The 17682-nt window shown below is 60.6% G+C and carries 19 protein-coding genes; 7 read left to right on the top strand and 12 right to left on the bottom strand.

The window, feature by feature from the left end; translation table 11 throughout:
- Positions 1 to 105: 105 nt before the first annotated feature.
- The 3 genes from DYL59_RS30285 to DYL59_RS30275 all read right to left on the bottom strand — a co-directional run bounded on the left by DYL59_RS30285 (position 106) and on the right by DYL59_RS30275 (position 2555).
- Entirely contained in the window at positions 106 to 1020 is a 915-nt protein-coding gene (locus DYL59_RS30285; protein ID WP_202877212.1) for a LysR substrate-binding domain-containing protein, read from the bottom strand.
- A gap of 39 nt (positions 1021 to 1059) precedes the next feature.
- Entirely contained in the window at positions 1060 to 1935 is an 876-nt protein-coding gene (locus DYL59_RS30280) for an alpha/beta fold hydrolase (protein WP_135292463.1), read from the bottom strand.
- A gap of 158 nt (positions 1936 to 2093) precedes the next feature.
- The gene (locus DYL59_RS30275) at positions 2094 to 2555 is read right to left on the bottom strand and encodes a VOC family protein (protein ID WP_135292462.1); all 462 of its coding nucleotides are present in this window, start codon (positions 2553 to 2555) and stop codon (positions 2094 to 2096) included.
- A 223-nt stretch (positions 2556 to 2778) separates the two neighbouring features.
- Here DYL59_RS30275 and DYL59_RS30270 point away from each other — a divergent pair, with 223 nt between their 5' ends.
- Genes DYL59_RS30270 through DYL59_RS30260 form a run of 3 tightly spaced genes read left to right on the top strand, consistent with a single transcriptional unit; the run spans position 2779 to position 5471 of the window.
- Positions 2779 to 4002: an SfnB family sulfur acquisition oxidoreductase gene (locus DYL59_RS30270; RefSeq protein ID WP_135292461.1), complete on the top strand. Its 1224-nt coding sequence runs from the start codon at positions 2779 to 2781 to the stop codon at positions 4000 to 4002.
- A gap of 3 nt (positions 4003 to 4005) precedes the next feature.
- A complete protein-coding gene (locus tag DYL59_RS30265; protein ID WP_135292460.1) occupies positions 4006 to 4671 on the top strand; it encodes a methionine ABC transporter permease in 666 nt (221 codons plus the stop codon).
- A gap of 29 nt (positions 4672 to 4700) precedes the next feature.
- Positions 4701 to 5471 (top strand): MetQ/NlpA family ABC transporter substrate-binding protein, encoded by a 771-nt coding sequence (locus DYL59_RS30260; RefSeq protein WP_135292459.1) that lies wholly within the window; start codon positions 4701 to 4703, stop codon positions 5469 to 5471.
- Positions 5472 to 5526: 55 nt separating this feature from the next.
- Here DYL59_RS30260 and soxR read toward each other — a convergent pair whose 3' ends face one another.
- On the bottom strand, positions 5527 to 5976 hold the full coding sequence (soxR, locus tag DYL59_RS30255) for a redox-sensitive transcriptional activator SoxR (protein ID WP_135292458.1): 450 nt from the start codon (positions 5974 to 5976) through the stop codon (positions 5527 to 5529).
- Between the two features lie 100 nt (positions 5977 to 6076).
- On the opposite strand from soxR, the gene DYL59_RS30250 reads away from it, so the two are divergent.
- Positions 6077 to 6442: an antibiotic biosynthesis monooxygenase gene (locus DYL59_RS30250; protein ID WP_135292457.1), complete on the top strand. Its 366-nt coding sequence runs from the start codon at positions 6077 to 6079 to the stop codon at positions 6440 to 6442.
- Here the strand turns inward: DYL59_RS30250 and DYL59_RS30245 are convergent.
- The 4 genes from DYL59_RS30245 to msuE form a co-directional block, all read right to left on the bottom strand.
- Positions 6431 to 7534 (bottom strand): sigma-54 interaction domain-containing protein, encoded by a 1104-nt coding sequence (locus DYL59_RS30245; protein WP_135292456.1) that lies wholly within the window; start codon positions 7532 to 7534, stop codon positions 6431 to 6433. The two genes, DYL59_RS30250 and DYL59_RS30245, sit on opposite strands and share 12 nt — an antisense overlap.
- 12 nt (positions 7535 to 7546) lie before the next feature.
- Positions 7547 to 8698, bottom strand: coding sequence for an acyl-CoA dehydrogenase family protein (locus DYL59_RS30240; protein ID WP_167496740.1), 1152 nt, complete (start codon positions 8696 to 8698; stop codon positions 7547 to 7549).
- A 206-nt stretch (positions 8699 to 8904) separates the two neighbouring features.
- On the bottom strand, positions 8905 to 10044 hold the full coding sequence (gene ssuD / locus DYL59_RS30235; RefSeq protein ID WP_135292454.1) for an FMNH2-dependent alkanesulfonate monooxygenase: 1140 nt from the start codon (positions 10042 to 10044) through the stop codon (positions 8905 to 8907).
- A 9-nt stretch (positions 10045 to 10053) separates the two neighbouring features.
- Complete coding sequence (gene msuE / locus DYL59_RS30230; protein ID WP_135292453.1) at positions 10054 to 10617, bottom strand: FMN reductase; 564 nt, start codon at positions 10615 to 10617, stop codon at positions 10054 to 10056.
- A gap of 396 nt (positions 10618 to 11013) precedes the next feature.
- On the opposite strand from msuE, the gene DYL59_RS30225 reads away from it, so the two are divergent.
- The 3 genes from DYL59_RS30225 (at position 11014) to DYL59_RS30215 (ending at position 14534) form a co-directional block, all read left to right on the top strand.
- Complete coding sequence (locus DYL59_RS30225; RefSeq protein WP_135292452.1) at positions 11014 to 11283, top strand: hypothetical protein; 270 nt, start codon at positions 11014 to 11016, stop codon at positions 11281 to 11283.
- Positions 11284 to 11516: 233 nt separating this feature from the next.
- Positions 11517 to 12677: a cysteine desulfurase family protein gene (locus DYL59_RS30220; RefSeq protein ID WP_135292451.1), complete on the top strand. Its 1161-nt coding sequence runs from the start codon at positions 11517 to 11519 to the stop codon at positions 12675 to 12677.
- Positions 12678 to 12725: 48 nt separating this feature from the next.
- Positions 12726 to 14534 carry an aminopeptidase P family protein gene (locus DYL59_RS30215; protein WP_135292450.1) on the top strand — a complete coding sequence of 603 codons (1809 nt, stop codon included), beginning with the start codon at positions 12726 to 12728 and terminating at the stop codon, positions 14532 to 14534.
- Positions 14535 to 14583: 49 nt separating this feature from the next.
- On the opposite strand, the gene DYL59_RS30210 is transcribed toward DYL59_RS30215, so the two are convergent.
- From DYL59_RS30210 to rhtA, 4 genes are all read right to left on the bottom strand, one after another.
- Complete coding sequence (locus DYL59_RS30210) at positions 14584 to 15174, bottom strand: 2-hydroxychromene-2-carboxylate isomerase (RefSeq protein ID WP_135292449.1); 591 nt, start codon at positions 15172 to 15174, stop codon at positions 14584 to 14586.
- A gap of 36 nt (positions 15175 to 15210) precedes the next feature.
- On the bottom strand, positions 15211 to 15942 hold the full coding sequence (locus tag DYL59_RS30205; RefSeq protein ID WP_135292448.1) for an SDR family oxidoreductase: 732 nt from the start codon (positions 15940 to 15942) through the stop codon (positions 15211 to 15213).
- Between the two features lie 109 nt (positions 15943 to 16051).
- The gene (locus DYL59_RS30200) at positions 16052 to 16333 is read right to left on the bottom strand and encodes a hypothetical protein (RefSeq protein WP_135292447.1); all 282 of its coding nucleotides are present in this window, start codon (positions 16331 to 16333) and stop codon (positions 16052 to 16054) included.
- A gap of 168 nt (positions 16334 to 16501) precedes the next feature.
- A complete protein-coding gene (rhtA, locus tag DYL59_RS30195; protein ID WP_135292446.1) occupies positions 16502 to 17389 on the bottom strand; it encodes a threonine/homoserine exporter RhtA in 888 nt (295 codons plus the stop codon).
- Between the last annotated feature and the right edge of the window lie 293 nt (positions 17390 to 17682).

Below are 17682 nucleotides of genomic sequence, written 5' to 3'. Positions count from 1 at the left end.
CTCGCGAATGGGGTCTTTCAGCCATAGATAAGTTGACTGGTCCACCGCTTTCGCGAGCAAGCCCGCTCCCACATTTTGATCGGGTTTCCAAGTCTGAAACCCAGGTTAGATCGAGAGCCCCTTGAAGTGCTCCTGCAAAAACTCCACACATGCCCGCAGCTTTCCGGAATACGCCAATCGTGTCGGGTACACCGCCCACACATTGGCGCTCTGGGTGTAGTCATGCAGCACCTGCACCAACCTGCCTTGCTCCAGCAATGGCTTCACATCCCACATCGAACGCAGCAATACGCCGCGCCCATCCAACGCCCACTGCAACACGATCTCGCCGTTGTTTGATGACAGCGGCCCGCGTACGCGCACGCTTTCTGCGCTGCCTTCGCGCTCCAGATCCCAGATGCCAAACCCATTGTCGCGCTCCTTGATCACCAGGCAGTCGTGTTGCGCAAGGTCGCTCAACTGCTGCGGCGTGCCGCGCCGTTCCAGGTAAGCGGGGGCGGCACACAACACTCGGCGATTGCTCACCAGTTGTCGGCCAATGTGTTGGCCGGGAATGTCATCGCCCACGCGGATCTCCAGGTCGAAGCCTTCGTTGACGATATCCACCACGCGGTCGAACAGGTCCAGGCGGATCTCCAGGTCCGGGTATTGTTCGGCCAACAGCGACAGGGCAGGGGCCACATGGTTGCGCCCGAAGCCGAAGCTGCTGCACAGGTGCAGGTGGCCACGGGGGCTGTCGTGGGCGTCGGACAGTTCTTCGGACAGTTGTGCGAAGTCTTGGAGGATACGCACGGCCCAACGCTGCACCCGTTCACCGTCTTCGGTGAGGGCGATGCGTCGGCTGGTACGGTGCAGCAGGCGGGTGGCCAGAGTGGTTTCGAGGATCTGGATGCGCTTGCTGACATACGCCGGCGACAGCCCCAGCTCATCGGCGGCCGCCGCGAAGCCGGCCTTGCGGATCACGGTCAGGAACACCCGCAGGTCTTCGGGCAGGGGCACGGTATCTTTCTTATGGGTCATTGTAAAAAAGGCTGGCGGCATGAGCCGCCAGAATAGCACTCAGCGCAGGAAGGCCAGGACTTCACCCAGCAACACGCCCGGAACTTCTTCAGCGATGTAATGGCCGGCGGGCAGGGCCTTGCCTCGCACGTCAGTGGCAACCTTCTGCCATTCCTTGAGCGGCTCGAAACAGCGGCCGACGGTGCCCTCGGCGCCCCACAGCACCAGCAGCGGCAAGTCGAGGTGGCGACCGGCGTCGATATCTGCCTGATCGTGTTCCAGGTCAATACCGGCGGCCGCCCGGTAGTCTTCGCAGATGCCGGTGGCGGCGCCTGGCAGCTTCAGGCAGCGCAGGTATTCGGCGAACGCCTCATCGGTGAACGGCTTGAGCCCGGCGCTGCGGCTGCCCATCACGCTGCGCAGATACAACTCGGGGTTGCCCTCGATCAAGGCTTCCGGCAGCGGCGCCGGGCGGATCAGGAAGAACCAGTGCCAGTAGGCGCGGGCAAAGGCTTCGTCGGTTTGCGCGTACATCGACAAGGTGGGGGCGATATCCAGCAGCACCATGCGTTGCACGGCCGCGCGGTGGTCCAGCGCCAGGCGGTGAGCCACGCGGGCGCCACGGTCATGGGCCAGCACCGAGAACGTGTCAAAACCCAGGGCTTGCATCAACTCCACGCCGTCCCGGGCCATTTCCCGTTTGGAATAGCTGGTGTGATGCTCATTGGCCGGCGGCTTGCTGCTGTCGCCATAACCGCGCAGGTCGGCGGCAACCACCGTGAAGTGCTCGGCCAGTTGTTCGGCGATCTTGTGCCAGATCACGTGGGTTTGTGGGTGCCCGTGCAGCAGGAGCAGGCCGGGCCCCGTGCCGCCTTTGCGATAGCTGATGCTCACGCCATTGACGTGGCATTGGTCTTTTTGGAAGCCGGCGAACATGAAGTGACTCCTTGTAATGATTGCCTGCATCCTGAAATCACCCGGCCAGCGGGGCAAGGGGGAAAGCGTGGAGGGGGTGTTCATGAAGTGTGTAGAGGGAGCGCTGGCTCGACATGGCCTTCAATGCAATGAAGGTCGCATGTGGGAGGCCTTAGAACTCAGCCCTGCTTGAACATCTCCTCGGCCCGCTGGCGAATCTGATCCTCCGTCAAATCTTCCTTGTGGGTCGCCAGGAACCACACATGTCCGAACGGATCCTTCAGCGTGCCCGAGCGGTCGCCATAGAATTGGTCCTGGGGCTCGGAGATCACAATGCCACCGGCGGCGATGGCCTGTTTGTACTGCGCATCCACATCGTCCACATAAAGGTGGATGCCAACACTGGTGTGGCCATCACGCGGGCTGCCGAACGGGCTTTGCGTGCAGGGCGAGCCGAGCATGATCGGCGAGCCGCCGATGCGCAGTTCGGCATGGCCCACGTTGCCGTCGGGCATGTCCAGGCGCATGACCTGCGTGGCATTGAAGGCTTTTGTGTAGAAGTCGATGGCCTCGGCGGCTTTTTCGATGCCCAGGTAAGGCGTGATGCTGTGGAAGCCCTCGGGGATGGGTTTGACGCTCATAACGTTCTCCTTAAATGGTGGTGAGGGAGATGGCTTTTTCACTATAGGCCACGCACGCCGGGACTTGCAGGCAGCCGACGAGGTGTTTGCCAGGCAACAGTGAACCGCCAGTTTGCTGCGCCGTAAGCGGGATTTATCGCGTTTTTACCGGCAAATCGCTGGTTTCAGGGCGCGGCACAGAAGCTGCAATACACAAGGCAAACCATTCGCCCGAGAGCGTTGTATGTCTGTATCGCCTGTATCTGCCGATTACCCGATCCACACCCCCCATGCCGACCTGATCCGCGACGAAGCCCAGGCAATCGCGGTGGCGCATCGCGTCGCAGCGGTATTGTTGGAGCAGGACGCCGAACGCGACCGCACCCGCCAGGTGCGGGCCGAGGTGGTGGACCTGTATTCCAACAGCGGCCTGTGGGGCATCAGCGTGCCGCGTGAATTTGGCGGGGCGCAGGTGTCCTACGCGGTGCTGGCCCAGGTGATTGCGATTATCTCGGCGGCGGACCCGTCGCTCGGGCAGATCCCACAAAATCACTACTGCCTGCTGGAAGATATCCGCTTGCAGGGCACCGCTGAGCAGCAGGCGCATTTCTTTGGTCTGGCGTTGCAGGGCCATCGTTTTGCCAATGCATTGTCGGAAACCGGCGGCAAGAACGTGCAGGACATCCAGGCCACTATTCGCCGCGAAGGTGATGGCTACGTGATCAACGGCCGCAAAGGCTACTGCACCGGCTCGCTGTACGCCCACTGGCTGGCGGTGTTGGCGCTGGATGAACAGCAAAACGCGCAGTTGGCGTTCGTACCACGCGGTACTGAGGGCCTGGTGGTGGTCGACGATTGGGACAGCATGGGCCAGCGCACCACCTCCAGCGGCACGGTACTGGCGCAGGACTTGCGGGTGGCGGCATTCAACTTGTTTCCTACGCATAAATCCTACGATTCGCCAACATTGGCCGGCCCTTTCGCACAATTAACTACCGCAGCCATCGACGCCGGCATCGCCCGCGCCGCCCTGCGTGACACCGTGCAGTTTGTGCAGCAATTTGCGCGCCCATGGATCGATGCCGGGGTGGAAAAAGCCAGCCAGGACCCGCTGACCATCATCCAGGTCGGCGCTTTGGATATCCGCCTGGAAGCCGCCGAAGCGTTGCTGCAGCGTGCCGGTTTTGCCCTAGACGCCGCACGCCCGGCGCCGGATGAGGACACGGTCGCCCATGCCTCCCTGGCGGTCGCTCGCGCTAAGGTGCTCACCACCGAAATCGCCATCGAAGCCAGCAACAAACTGTTCGAACTGGGCGGCACCCGTTCCACGTTGAAGCAGCACAACTTCGATCGCCATTGGCGCAACGCGCGGGTCCACACCCTGCACGACCCGGTGCGCTGGAAGTACCACGTAGTGGGCAACTGGTTGCTCAATGGCGCCAAGCCGCCGCGCCACGACTGGTCGTGATCCATGGCTGAATGGTTCAAGAACATCTACTGGGCCGACATCGGCCAAGCCTGCCTGGAAACCCTGAGCATGCTGGCTGCCGCCCTGGGTTTCACGGTGTTGCTGGGGCTGCCGGTGGGGGTGCTGTTGTTCCTTACCGGTAGGCGTCAGTTGCACGAGGCGCTGGTGATGTATCGCGTGCTGTCGGTGGTGGTCAACGTGCTGCGTTCGCTGCCGTTCATCATCCTGCTGATTGTGCTGATCCCTCTCACCACCTTGCTGGTGGGCACGTCCCTCGGCGTGCCGGGCACCATCCCGCCGCTGGTGGTGGGGTGTACGCCGTTTTTTGCGCGGCTGGTGGAAACCGCGCTGCGTGAAGTGGACCGCGGTGTGGTGGAGGCCACCCAGTCCATGGGCGCCAGTACCTGGCAAGTGATTCGCCACACGTTGCTGCCGGAGGCCCGTGGCGGGCTGCTGGCGGCGGTGACCGTGACCGCCATTGTGCTGGTGGACTACACCGCCATGGCCGGGGTGATTGGCGGCGGGGGCCTGGGTGACCTGGCGATCCGCTACGGCTACCAGCGGTTCCAGACCGATGTGATGGTGGTCACCGTGTTGCTGCTGTTGGTGCTGGTACAGGCCCTGCAAATGACCGGTGACCGTTTGGTGGCGCGTTACAGCCGCCGTTGATTCCTATAACAATTGCCTTCGGAGCATGTATGAAAAAGTCTCTGGCCATCTTGGCCGCTGTCCTGTCGTTGAATGCCGTTGCCAATGAAAAATTGGTGGTGGGTGCCACACCGGTGCCTCACGCGGAGATCCTGGAGTTCGTCAAACCGGTACTGGCCAAGGAAGGTGTAGACCTGCAAATCAAAGTCTTCACCGACTTCATCCAGCCCAACCAGCAATTGGCGTTGAAGAACATCGACGCCAACTATTACCAGTACCGACCCTTCCTGGATGACTACAACAAGACCCGCCACACCGACCTGGTGCCGGTGGTGGGCGTGCATATCGAGCCATTCGGCGCCTACTCCACGCGCATCAAGAACATTGCCGAGTTGAAGGACGGCGCCACCGTGTCGATCCCCAACGACCCGGTCAATACCGGCCGTGCCTTGGTGCTGTTGGATGAAGCCGGCCTGATCAAGCTCAAGGACCCGAGCAACACCCTCAGCAGCCCTCGGGATATTGCGGACAACCCCAAGCACCTGAAAATCCGTGAACTGGAAGGCGCCTTGCTGGCCCGTTCGGTAAGCCAGGTGGATTTGGCGTTTGTGTTTGCCAACTACGCGCTGGAAGCGGGGATTGACACCAACAGTGCGTTGATTGTGGAGAAGGGCAAGTCGCTGTACGTCGAGTACCTGGTGGCGCGGCCGGATAACATCAACGACCCGCGCATTCAGAAACTGGCCAAGGCGTTGAACTCGGATGAAGTGCGCCAGTTCATCCTCACGCGTTACAAGGGCCAGATTGCGCCTGGTTTCTAAGAGCAGCAAAGTTCAAATGTGGGGCTTGCTCCCACATTTTGATTGGGTTTTCAGTTCAAGCCTGCGTCGTGGGCTCCAGCAACTGCGCCCCCGGCCCACGCTCGCCCAACTGATCATCCTGATTACGCAACGGGCACGCCTCCAGCGACAAACACCCACAGCCAATGCAGCCATTGAGCTTGTCCCGCAGTAGCAATAGTTTGTTGATGCGTTCGTCCAGGTCCTCCCGCCACAACGCCGACAAACGCGCCCAATCCTTGGCCGTTGGCGTACGCCCATCCGGCAGCGTCTGCAGCGCTTCACCGATGGTTGCCAATGGAATACCCAAGCGCTGGGCAATCTTGATCACCACCACTCGCCGCAATACATCCCTTGGATAACGCCGCTGATTGCCCGCATTGCGATTGCTCTTGATCAGCCCCTTGGTCTCGTAGAAATGCAGGGCCGTGACCGCTACGCCGCTACGGGCTGCCAGTTGGCCGACGGTCAGTTCTTTGTTCAACATGGAAAACTCCGAAACAGCGCTTGACCTTGACTTAACTAGAGGTTTTACCCTGCGCTTCATCCAATCGCAAGATTCTGCCTACACAGAAAGGGGAGTGTTCATGCAGGTATCAGAGAAGAATCGCGGCTTCACTCAACTGATCGAGTTCCACATCGAGCCTCAGCAGCAAGCCGCCCTGGTGGCGGCGCTGTCCACCCAAAGCGAACGCCTTGCCGTGGGCCATGGCGGTTTCTTGAGTGCCAGTGTGCAGGTCAGCGATGACGGACGGCGGGTGCTCAATTACCTGCAATGGCAGTCCCGCGAGGATGGTGAGGCGGCGTTCCAGGGCTTTGAGCAGGGCAAGGAAGATTTCTGGACGCTGATTCGCGCCCACCAGGCCACGGCGGTGACCTTTGGTTCGTTCCAGGTGCTGCGCAGTTTCGAGCGCAGCCATGACAACGCGTTGCACTGTCGCCTAAATGGATAGGTGCAGCATGCGCTCGCCTTGCAGGTTTTCCCCTGGGCGGCGTTTGTTCACCGCCAACTCGCCGATCTTGATCAGGCGGGTGCGCGTGACGTTGCGGCTCAAGCCCAGCAGGTTGGCGGTGTGCACTTGGTTGTAGTGGCTGAAACGGTAGGCGGCACGCAGCAACGCATCCTCGACTTTTTCGTGCAGGGCCCCAGCCTGTTCCTCAAACAGCTTTTGGAAGGCACGTTCCAACAGGGCTTCGGCGCTGTTGTCGGTGCCGTGCTGGCTGTCATCCTGACGCTCGATGCGCATGTTCGACAGGCGCAGGTCATCGCGTTCGATCACGCCATTGCGGCAGATCAGCAGGGTGTGGTGGATCACGTTTTCCAACTCGCGGATATTGCCCGGCCAGCTGTAGCTCTTGAGCTTGTGCTCGGCCTCGCGGCTGATGGTGATCGGGCCGTAGCCCAGGCGCTGGCTGTAGGCTTCGATAAAGTGGCGGGTCAGCGGCAGGATATCGCCGGGGCGTTCGCGCAGCGGGCTGAGTTCCAAGCTGACCACGTCGAGACGGTAGTACAGGTCTTCGCGGAAATGCCCGGCGTTAATGGCCTTTTCTAATTGCACGTTGGTCGCGGCCAATACGCGCACATCAATCGGAATGCTCTTACGCGAACCCAGGCGCACCACTTCGCGTTCCTGTAGTACGCGCAGCAGCTTGACCTGGATCGCCATCGGCAAGTCGCCGATTTCATCGAGGAACAAGGTGCCGCCGTCGGCCTCTTCGAACCAACCTGCTTTGGCGCTGAGGGCGCCGGTAAACGCGCCTTTCTCATGGCCGAACAATTCGGCTTCCACCAGGGATTCGGAGAACGCCCCGCAGTTCACCGCCACAAATGGGCGGTTACGCCGGGCGCTGAGGTTGTGGATATGGCGTGCCACCAGCTCTTTACCGGTCCCGGTCTCGCCGATGATCAACACACTGGCTTCGCTGGGCGCCACTTGCTGGATATGGTCGAGCAACGCCTGGGATTTAGGGTCTTCGAAGACTTGGGCCGTGGCGCGGATCGAGGTCGCAAGGGCGGGCGAGGGCGGTAGGGTTAACAGCTGCATAGGCACCTCTTTTTAGGAATAGAACGTCGGAATCGGCAGGGACTGGTTCAACGCCCAGTCCCCCAGTTCGTGGAGTTTGTAGTCCACCGGGTCGTGCAGGGTTTGCGTGCGCAGGTTGCGCCAGTGGCGGTCCAGGCGCAGCGACGCGTGGGTGGAGCGCGCGCCGGTGACTTCAAACAAGCGGCTGCACAGGTCCAGGCCCTGGCGGGTGGCGGCGACTTTGGCGGTGGCGATGGCAATGGCCAGTTGGCCGCGCTCGTGTTCACTGAGGTTGGCGCCTTTGGCCCACGCCTGATCGAGCAGGTCGGCGGCGCGCTCCACCAGCAGACGCACGCCTTGCAGCGCCACCCAGAACTCGCCGTAGTGATGCAGCACGTAGGGGTCGTTGTGCACCTCGACGGCGCTGGATTTATGCCAGGCGCGGGTCTCGGTCAGGGTGTAGTTGCGGGCTTCCTCAAAGGCGCCTTCCGCTATCCCGAGAAACATATGGGTGAAGGTCAACTGCGCGATCAGCGGGCGCAGGCAGGCAAATGGGGTGCTGAGTGGGCCTGGGTCGAGCAGCAATTCCGATTCCTCGACACGCACCCGCTCGAAGCTGGCGCTGCCGCTGTCGGTCTGACGCTGGCCGATATTGTTCCAGTCGTTGTGCAGGGTGATGCCGCTGCGGCCGCTGGGGATTGCGGCGATCAACAGTTTGCCGCCGGCGGTTTCATCCACCGCCGAGGCGATGAGCATTTCCGAGTCGCTGGCGCCGGAACAGAAGCTTTTTTTACCGGAGAACTCGCGCCAGCCACCGAAGTCCTTGACCACGGTTCGGGTGTCCAGCGGGTTGAGGGCGTTGCCCCAGAACCAGTTCTTGCGAGCGGTCTGTTCGAACCAGGGTTGCCATTGGTCCGGGCGCGAAAACAGGCGCACGGTGGCAAGCATCAGGTGGTGGAAACCAAAGACGTGGGCGATGGAGCTGTCGACCTTGGCGAACTCGCGCACGATGCCAAGGGTGTCGCTCCAGCGAGCGCCGAGGCCGCCGTATTGAGTGGGGATACTCAGGGCCAGCAGGCCGCTCTGGCGCAGGGCGTCACGTTCGGCCTTGGGCGTACCGCCGCGCTCGTCGCGCTCGACGGCGGTGAGGGCGAATTCGGCGGCCAGCAGTTTGGCGGTCTGCATCGGGGACGGCAGGACGCTGTGGGGTTTGGCTGTCACGCGGTGTTCCTCAATAAGAAGGTCAAAAGCCGAGCGCTGTCTGATTGGCGATAAGGATCAACTGTGGGCGTTGGCTTGCCTGCGATGGCATCGCCTCGATATCACCGAGACACCGAGCCGCCTGCATCGCGGGCAAGCCCGGCTCCGACCTAAAGCCGTTATCAGCGCGATCAGGATTTATTCGGCAGCACATCGTTGGCAATCATTTCGCCAAACGGACCGGTGAGGTTGGTGATACCGCGCCCAGCCAGGCTGGCATAGGGTTCCGGCAGCAACGGGAACACCAGTTCGGCAAACCGATACGCCTCTTCCAGGTGCGGGTAGCCGGAGAAGATGAAGCTCTCGATCCCCAGGTCGGCATATTCCTTTATGCGCTCGGCCACCTGTTGCGGGTTGCCCACCAACGCCGTACCGGCTCCGCCGCGGACCAGGCCGACGCCGGCCCACAGGTTGGGGGCGATTTCCAGGTTGTCTCGGCGCCCGTCGTGCAGCGCGGCCATGCGGCGCTGGCCTTCGGAGTCAAAGCGCGAGAAGGATTTTTGCGCAGCAGCGATGGTCTCGTCGCTGATGTGCTCGATCAGTTTGTCGGCGGCTTTCCACGCGTCTTCTTCGGTTTCGCGCACGATCACATGCAGGCGAATGCCGAACTTCACGGTGCGGCCATGGCGGGCGGCGCGTTCACGTACATCCGCGAGTTTTTCCGCAACGGCGGCAGGTGGTTCGCCCCACGTGAGGTACACGTCCACTTGTTCGGCAGCCAGATCATGAGCCGCGTCGGAAGAACCGCCAAAGTACAGCGGTGGATAGGGCTTCTGCACCGGTGGGTAAAGGGCCTTGGCGTTCTGTACCCGCAGGTGTTTGCCTTCGAAGTCCACCGATTCGCCCTGCAACACACGGCGCCAGATTTTGAGGAATTCGTCGGAGACTTCGTAGCGTTCGCTGTGGTCGAGGAAGCTGCCGTCGCCGCGGTTTTCGTCGGGGTCGCCGCCGGTCACCACATTGATGAGCAGGCGGCCGTTGGACAGGCGATCCAGCGTGGCCGCCATGCGCGCCGACACGGTGGGCGAGATGATGCCTGGGCGAATTGCCACCAGGTAACGCAGGCGTTCGGTCAGCGGCACCAACGCCGAGGCGATGACCCAGGAGTCTTCGCACGAACGCCCGGTAGGAATCAACACGCCGTGGTAACCCAGGCTGTCAGCCGCCTGGGCGACTTGCTTCAGATAATTGAGGGTGACCGGTCGTGCACCTTGGGTGGTGCCCAGGTAATGACCGTCACCATGGGTGGGCAGAAACCAGAAAACATCCATGACAAATCCTTAAGCGATTTTCAGCAGAGAGGGGGAGTGCGCAGCAAAAAGAGGTGCTGCGCGTTCTGCCGCAAGGCGAATACGGCCCTTCAAGGGCTCGCTGGTTATTTGGTAGTCGGTGAAATCGGCCTCGGTGGCGTACACGCCAATCGGCAAGGTCAGTGCCTGGAAGAAGCTGAACAGCGGGCGCAGTTGATGATCCAGCACCAGTGCATGGCGCTCGCTGCCACCGGTAGCAGCCAGCAGCACCGGGGTGTTGATCAGCGCATTGAGGCCCACCAGGTCAAACAGATGCTTGAGCAGGCCGGGGTAGGAGCCGCGATAGACCGGCGCGGCAACGATGAGTAAGTCGGCCTGTTCAATGGCCAGCAGTTGGGTTTCGACGTCGGCGGGCAGTTCATCGCGCGACAGGGCACCGCCCAGCGGACGGGCGATGTCGCCCAATTCGATGACAGTGCTTTGGATCGGCAACAAGGTGGCCAGCTCGGCCAGCACCGCCTGGGTCAGTACCAGGGTACGGGACGGGCGCCAGGTTCCGCCGGAGAGGGCAACGACATTCAGGGGACGGGTCATGAACAGTTCCTTTTTCAACAGTGGTTCGTAGCAGGTGAGTACAACCTGTTGAGCAAGAGCTGTACCAAAGGGTACAGGCCAGGATCGGCGCGGGTTGCGGGCTCACTGCTGAAAAGCGCTGCTGTTGTCTGCCTGTTTATTTGTTGAATGACTGTTGCCAGCGCAACAGTTGCGTGGCGAACAGTGCGGTTTGCGTGGGGCCAGTTATAGAGGGTTATGGTTATTCCGTAAACGAACGTATTTCCATATTTATAGATCGAATAGAAATATAAAAGGCCTGCTATCGAAGGTGCTCTGGCGGTTGATAGCAACTATCACGGGAGGTGATTTTTCACTGCGACGGGGCGGGAGTAGCCTGTGTTCATTGACTCAAACCTACTTCGCAGAGCCGCCGCCATGAACCGATTCCTCGCTGTTGCCGTATTGCTTGTCACCTCAGTGCTTGCCGGGTGTGCTAGCCACCCTTCGCCAGAACTGCGCCCTTACACGGCGCAAGAAACCAAACAGTTGGCGCTGGAAGCATTGGGGCGTCGGGGGTTGTCGTTTGATGACTATCAACAGCAACGTGCCGCGTTGATGGGGCAGCCGCAAAAGTCCTACGGCTTTGATAGCCAGGGTGAAATGAACGCCGAACGTAGCCTGGTTTTGCATGGTCGTCCCAGTTGAGCCTGCGCCAAGCAACAAAAAACCCGAGGCTTTCCTTAAGGAACCTCGGGTTTTTTGTTTTCCATGGCGCGACTTCAGCCTGTTAAGCTCAATTCCAGGAGCGTTCCTACGCACATTTACATCATGTAGTTCTTTTTTAATGGCATTCGATCGGTTAAACCTGACGACCTCTGTCCCGGTCGATGCCCCTGAGACGCTGTTCTCGGGAACCTGCTCTGCGAGTCTTTAACGTCATGAATAAACGTCCTTTGTATTTCGACTACGCCGCCACCACCCCGGTGGATGAGCGGGTTATCCAGGTGATGGTCGAGTGTCTGGGCTTCAACGCCAATTTCGGCAACCCTGCGTCCAGTTCCCATGCGTTTGGCCAGGCGGCCCGGCAAACGGTTGAACACGCGCGTCGCCAGGTGGCCGAGCTGGTCGGTGCCCAGCCTGAGCAGATCGTCTGGACCTCCGGCGCCACCGAATCCAACAACCTTGCGATCAAAGGCGTGGCCCAGGCGCGAGGCGTGGCGGGTGGGCATATCATCACCAGCCAGATCGAACACAAGGCCACCCTGGATACCGCACGACAACTGCAGGAAGCCGGCGTGGCGGTGACCTACCTGGTGCCGGACGCCGATGGCCTGATCACGGCCGAGGCGGTGGGCCAAGCGTTGCGCGAAGACACCTTCCTGGTGTCGTTGATGCTGGTGAATAACGAACTCGGAACGCTCAACGATATTCCCGGCATCGGTGCGCGGGTGCGTGAACACGGCGCCTTGTTGCATGTGGATGCGGCGCAGGGCGCGGGCAAGGTGGCGATTGACCTGGCCCAGTGGCCGGTGGACCTGATGTCGTTTTCCGCGCACAAGCTGTACGGCCCCAAAGGCATCGGCGCACTGTATGTGGGGCCGCGGGCCCAGCAGAAGGTACTGGCGCAGATTCATGGCGGAGGTCACGAGGGGGGCTTGCGTTCCGGTACCCTGGCCACCCATCAGATTGCCGGCATGGGCACTGCGTTTGCGTTGGCCGCCGCGTCTTTTGCCGAAGAAAAAGCCCTGATCGTGGCCTTGCGCCAACGCTTGCTGGATCAGCTGGCGCCGGTTGCGGGCGTTCGCCTCAATGGCAGCGCCACCCAACGTATCCCACACACCTTGAGCCTGACGTTTGGCGAAGGCGAATTCAACGCCGCCGCGCTCAGTGCCGGTATTGCGTTTTCGGCGACCTCTGCGTGCAATTCGGCGAGCAATGCGCCGTCCCACGTTCTTTTGGCTTTGGGGCACGATGCACACAGCGCCGGGCGCACCATCCGCCTGAGCCTGGGCCGGTTTACCACTGAGCAGGACATCGATGAAGCCGTGCGGTTGATCAAGGCCGCGCTGGCCACTGCGCCGGCGTTCTGGGCGGTCTGATATTTTTTCGCAACACATAATAATTATTCGTGGTTAGCAGGAGACACAATGAGTACGCAGCCCTTGACCCATGGAACGGTTCCCCAGCGCCTCGCGCGCACCCGCGAACTGATGAGCCGCGAGGGCATCCATGCCCTGCTGGTGCCGTCGGCCGACCCGCACTTGTCCGAGTACCTGCCGGGTTACTGGCAGGGGCGTCAATGGTTGTCGGGGTTTCATGGGTCGGTGGGGACGCTGGTGGTCACCGCAGATTTCGCCGGAGTATGGGCCGATAGCCGTTACTGGGAGCAGGCGACCAAGGAACTCAAGGGCAGCGGCATCGAGTTGGTGAAACTGTCGCCGGGCCAACCGGGCCCGCTGGAGTGGCTGGCCGAGCAAACCCCGGAAGGCGGTGTAGTGGCAGTGGACGGTGCGGTGATGGCTGTCGCCTCGGCACGCACGTTGGGCGGCAAGTTGGCGGAGCGTGGTGCGCGCTTGCGTACTGACCTCGACGTGTTGGATCAGGTTTGGGAAGACCGTCCAGCCTTGCCGAACCAACCGATCTATCAACACTTGCCGCCGCAGGCCACCGTCAGCCGTGGCGAAAAACTTGCGGCACTGCGCGCCAGCCTTAAAGAGAAGGGCGCCGACTGGCATTTCATCGCGACCCTGGATGACATCGCCTGGTTGTTCAACTTGCGAGGCGGTGACGTTTCGTTCAATCCGGTGTTTGTCTCCTTTGCCTTGATCAACCAAGAACAGGCCACCTTGTTTGTGGCGCTGAGCAAAGTTGATGCTGAACTGCGTGCGGTGCTGGAACAGGATGGCGTAACCCTGCGCGACTACAGCGAAGTGGCGGATGCACTGCGTGCGGTGCCTGCGGGTGCCAGCGTGCAGGTTGACCCGGCGCGCGTTACTGCGGGGTTGCTGGAAAACCTTGATGCTGGCGTCAAGCTGGTCGAAGGGTTGAACCCGACCACGTTGGCCAAGTCTCGCAAGAGCCTGGCGGATGCGGAACATATCCGCCAGGCCATGGAGCAGGACGGCGCAGCCCTGTGCGAATTCTTCACCTGGCTGGACAGCGCCCTGGGCCGTGAGCGCATTACTGAACTGACCATCGATGAGCACCTGACGGCTGCGCGCACTCGCCGGCCTGGTTATGTATCGCTGAGTTTCAACACCATCGCTGCTTACAACGCCAACGGTGCGATGCCGCATTACCACGCGACGCCAGAAGAGCACGCGCTGATCGAGGGTGACGGCCTGCTGTTGATCGACTCGGGTGGCCAGTACCTGGGTGGCACCACGGATATCACGCGGATGGTGCCCATCGGCACGCCCAGTGATGAGCAGAAACGTGACTGCACCCGTGTGCTCAAGGGGGTGATTGCCTTGTCCCGTGCGCATTTCCCCAAGGGGATCTTGTCGCCGTTGCTGGACGCCATCGCCCGCGCGCCGATCTGGGCCGAGGGTGTGGACTACGGCCACGGTACGGGTCACGGCGTAGGCTATTTCCTGAATGTGCATGAAGGCCCGCAAGTGATCGCTTATCAGGCTGCAGCAGCGCCGCAAACGGCGATGCAACCGGGCATGATCACTTCCATTGAGCCGGGCACCTACCGCCCAGGGCGTTGGGGTGTGCGTATCGAGAACCTGGTGTTGAACCGTGAAGCGGGCAAGACCGAGTTTGGTGAGTTCCTCAAGTTCGAAACCTTGACCTTGTGCCCGATCGATACCCGCTGCCTGGAGCCGTCGTTGCTGACGGCGCAGGAGCGCGAGTGGTTCAACGCTTACCACGCGCAGGTGCGTGAGCGCTTGAGTCCGTTGCTCAGTGGCGCTGCGCTTGAGTGGTTGCAGGTGCGTACCGCCGCTATTTGATCGGAGGCCATCCATGCAGCGCCTTCGCAGGCGCTGTGTCGATCAAGATCTAGCGCAGAGCTTCGTGCACAAAATCCAGACGATCCTGGCCAAAAAACAGCTGGTTGCCTACAAACATGCTGGGCGCACCGAACACGCCGCGTTGAACGGCTTGTTCGGTCTTGTCCTTGAGAGCGGCTTTTACGGCTTCGTCGTTGGCCAGGGCGAGCAGTTCTTCCGGGTTGAAACCGTGTTCGGTGAGCACTGCTGCCACCACGGCTGGGTCGCCCATGTGCCGACCTTCTACCCAGAGGGCGCTGAACAGGCAATCTACAACGCTTTGGAAGTGTTCGGGCTGGCGCATTTGAATGCCAGTGACCGCGCGCATCAGCAGCAAGGTGTTGATGGGGAAATGCGGGTTGAACCTGAGTGCAACGTTGTAGCGCTTTGCGTATCTCGCCAGATCTTCAAACATGTAGCGTCCCTTGGCAGGCACGGTGATTGGGGACGCATTGCCGGTGGCCTTGAATACGCCGCCCAACAGCATCGGCTGATACACCAGCTGTGTGCCGGTGGCTGCGCATAGGGCGGGTAGCTGGGTGTGGGCCAGGTAGGTGGCGGGGCTGCCAATGTCGAAGAAGAACTCCAGGGTTTTACTCATGGTCAATGCTCGCTACTTATTGTTATGGGGGCGTGCTTACCAGGGTTCATTCCATGGGCGCAGGTCTAGCTCGAACGTCCAGGCGTCCCGTGGCTGGCTGTGCAGGTACCAATAGTTTTCGGCGATATGGTCGGGGTCGAGAATGCCGTCCTGATCCTTGAGGGCGTATTTTTGAGGGAAATTGTCGCGAATGAAGTCGGTGTCGATGGCACCATCGACGACGATATGGGCGACGTGGATATTCTTCGGCCCCAGCTCCCGCGCCATGCTCTGTGCGAGCGCGCGGAGCCCGTGTTTGGCGCCGGCGAACGCGGCAAAACCCGCCGCGCCGCGTAAACCCGCGGTAGCACCGGTGAACAGGAGGGTGCCTCGGTTGCGGGTGACCATACGCTTGGCCACTTCGCGGGCATTGAGGAAGCCGGAGAAGCAGGCCATCTCCCATATCTTGAAATACTTGCGTGCGGTTTCTTCGAGGATGCTGCAGGGCACATTGGCGCCGATATTGAAAACAAAGGCTTCAATGGGCCCCAGTTCGGTTTCGATTTGCTCGACCAGTGCGATCACATCGTCTTCTTTGCGGGCATCGCAGGCAAAACCATGGGCTTCGCCACCGGCTGACGTGATGCTATCGACCAACGGCTGCAGCTTGTCGGCACTGCGACGAGTCACGCATGCTACGTAGCCCTCACGGGCGAAACGCCTGGCAATGGCGCCGCCGGTTGCATCGCCGGCGCCGACGACCAACACGATCTTCTTGGTATGCGTCATGGGAACTCCATTGGCTCGGATATCGAGCAGGAGTCTAGACGCGTCTCGGGAATAGGCGTGGTGTCTCAAGCGCCAAATATGAGCAGTCTGCGGGTGACTGCTCGGTCGATTATTTGCAGATGACGATCATGCTGCGACTGGTGTAGCCGGCAGGGTTGAGTCCGAAGGGGTAGTCCCCTGGCTCCTCGGAGTTGTCACCGGACTTGGCGATGACCCGATAGCCCTTGGCGCCGCATGAATTGGTTGCACTGGTGTAGCACTGGTCCCAGGAAGAGGACAGGCCGGAACAGTTGATATGCAGACCTTTCTTGCCCCGTTTTACTTCTGTCCTGGTGGTCGCTGCACAGCCAGCAATGGCCACGACCATCAGCAGTATCAAAATTCGTTTCATTCCTATCCTTAATAGCCGCTTCGCAACAATGCTTTGAAGCTGGCTCTACTCGCTCTCGAGTGTGGCGTTCGCGCTGTCCTTGTCGAAATTCTCCATGAATGACATTCGTTTGCGGCTTAAACATGGCCTAAATGAGCGGCAAATACCAGAGGTACATTCAAAGATGGATCAATCGGCTGGAACCAGCGGCTTTGACTCGTTATGCATGGTCAGTGTTGCCCCCGCAGAGGCCAGGATGATGCAGGTGATGGCCAGCCATTGGGCCAGGGACAGGTGCTCTTGCAGGAAGAGCAGGCCGGAGAGGGCGCCGAATGCGGGCTCAATGCTCATTAGGGTGCTGAAGGTGCGGGCGGGAAGACGCGTTAGTGCGACCATCTCCAGGGTGTATGGCAATGCGGTGGACAAGACGGCGACCCCGAGCGCGACCGGTATCAATGCGGGCGTCAGCAGGGCGGCGCCCGCATGGATGATGCCGATGGGCGCAACAAACAGCGCGGCGATCATTACGCCCAGAGCGGCGGTTTGGACGCCATTGTCATTGCCGGCCTTCTGGCCAAACAGGATGTACAGCGCCCAGCAAATGCCGGCCCCGAGGGCGTAGGCCGCGCCAATCAGGTCGATTCCTTTGCTGGCCTCTCCCATGGGAATCAGCAGCAACAGGCCGATGATCGCGAGCGCAATCCACAGGAAGTCGACCGCACGACGCGACGCGTAGATGGCCACCGCTAGCGGCCCGGTGAATTCAAGCGCTACCGCAATGCCCAGGGGGACGCTGCGCAATGACATATAGAAGAGAAAGTTCATGCCACCCAATGCCATGCCGTACACGATGACGGTGCGCAGGGACTTGGCTGTCAGCTTCGCCCGCCACGGGCGCAGCAGAAGCAGCATGATCACGCTGGCGAAAATCAGGCGCAGCGCGGTTGTACCTTGCGCACCAATGACAGGAAACATGCTTTTTGCCAGCGAAGCGCCGGACTGGACGGACGCCATGGCTATAAGCAGCAGGCCGATGGGGAAGAGTGCCGTGGCCAGGCTCCGAGAGGGGGTGTTCATTTGAGGGCGTCTGTCCAAGGTCGTAGTGGGGGGTGTATTTGGCGCTATGATGCTTAACTGTTGCCGGATGAGCAATATATTGCTCAATTAAGGTGTTTGTCCCTCTTTATATAGTCGCCTCAAGTCTGTCTGGCAGTGATTGATAGAAAATCTAAATTAAAGGTTGACGGCAGATTCTGGAGGCCTATAATTCGCCCCACTTCCGGCGCAGTCGAAACGGAAAACTCCTTGGTAAACAATGAGTTATGCAGTTTTCGGCAGTAGGTTGCTTCAGTTTATCGAAGTGATCAAGG

It is taken from the genome of Pseudomonas kairouanensis, from assembly GCF_004682055.1.
Classification (GTDB): Bacteria; Pseudomonadota; Gammaproteobacteria; order Pseudomonadales; family Pseudomonadaceae; genus Aquipseudomonas; species Aquipseudomonas kairouanensis.
Note: the sequence above shows the minus strand (reverse complement) of the source record. Positions and strands in the feature narration are given on the sequence as shown.

Coding starts and splice junctions, on each gene's coding strand:
- ssuD (WP_135292454.1), bottom strand. CDS start 10,044: ATGGATGTTTTCTGGTTTCTGCCCACCCATGGTGACGGTCATTACCTG.
- DYL59_RS30275 (WP_135292462.1), bottom strand. CDS start 2,555: ATGAGCGTCAAACCCATCCCCGAGGGCTTCCACAGCATCACGCCTTAC.
- DYL59_RS30250 (WP_135292457.1), top strand. CDS start 6,077: ATGCAGGTATCAGAGAAGAATCGCGGCTTCACTCAACTGATCGAGTTC.
- DYL59_RS30225 (WP_135292452.1), top strand. CDS start 11,014: ATGAACCGATTCCTCGCTGTTGCCGTATTGCTTGTCACCTCAGTGCTT.
- DYL59_RS30265 (WP_135292460.1), top strand. CDS start 4,006: ATGGCTGAATGGTTCAAGAACATCTACTGGGCCGACATCGGCCAAGCC.
- rhtA (WP_135292446.1), bottom strand. CDS start 17,389: ATGAACACCCCCTCTCGGAGCCTGGCCACGGCACTCTTCCCCATCGGC.
- DYL59_RS30245 (WP_135292456.1), bottom strand. CDS start 7,534: ATGCAGCTGTTAACCCTACCGCCCTCGCCCGCCCTTGCGACCTCGATC.
- soxR (WP_135292458.1), bottom strand. CDS start 5,976: ATGTTGAACAAAGAACTGACCGTCGGCCAACTGGCAGCCCGTAGCGGC.
- DYL59_RS30285 (WP_202877212.1), bottom strand. CDS start 1,020: ATGACCCATAAGAAAGATACCGTGCCCCTGCCCGAAGACCTGCGGGTG.
- DYL59_RS30215 (WP_135292450.1), top strand. CDS start 12,726: ATGAGTACGCAGCCCTTGACCCATGGAACGGTTCCCCAGCGCCTCGCG.
- DYL59_RS30280 (WP_135292463.1), bottom strand. CDS start 1,935: ATGTTCGCCGGCTTCCAAAAAGACCAATGCCACGTCAATGGCGTGAGC.
- DYL59_RS30240 (WP_167496740.1), bottom strand. CDS start 8,698: ATGCAGACCGCCAAACTGCTGGCCGCCGAATTCGCCCTCACCGCCGTC.
- DYL59_RS30270 (WP_135292461.1), top strand. CDS start 2,779: ATGTCTGTATCGCCTGTATCTGCCGATTACCCGATCCACACCCCCCAT.
- DYL59_RS30260 (WP_135292459.1), top strand. CDS start 4,701: ATGAAAAAGTCTCTGGCCATCTTGGCCGCTGTCCTGTCGTTGAATGCC.
- DYL59_RS30205 (WP_135292448.1), bottom strand. CDS start 15,942: ATGACGCATACCAAGAAGATCGTGTTGGTCGTCGGCGCCGGCGATGCA.
- DYL59_RS30220 (WP_135292451.1), top strand. CDS start 11,517: ATGAATAAACGTCCTTTGTATTTCGACTACGCCGCCACCACCCCGGTG.
- msuE (WP_135292453.1), bottom strand. CDS start 10,617: ATGACCCGTCCCCTGAATGTCGTTGCCCTCTCCGGCGGAACCTGGCGC.
- DYL59_RS30200 (WP_135292447.1), bottom strand. CDS start 16,333: ATGAAACGAATTTTGATACTGCTGATGGTCGTGGCCATTGCTGGCTGT.
- DYL59_RS30210 (WP_135292449.1), bottom strand. CDS start 15,174: ATGAGTAAAACCCTGGAGTTCTTCTTCGACATTGGCAGCCCCGCCACC.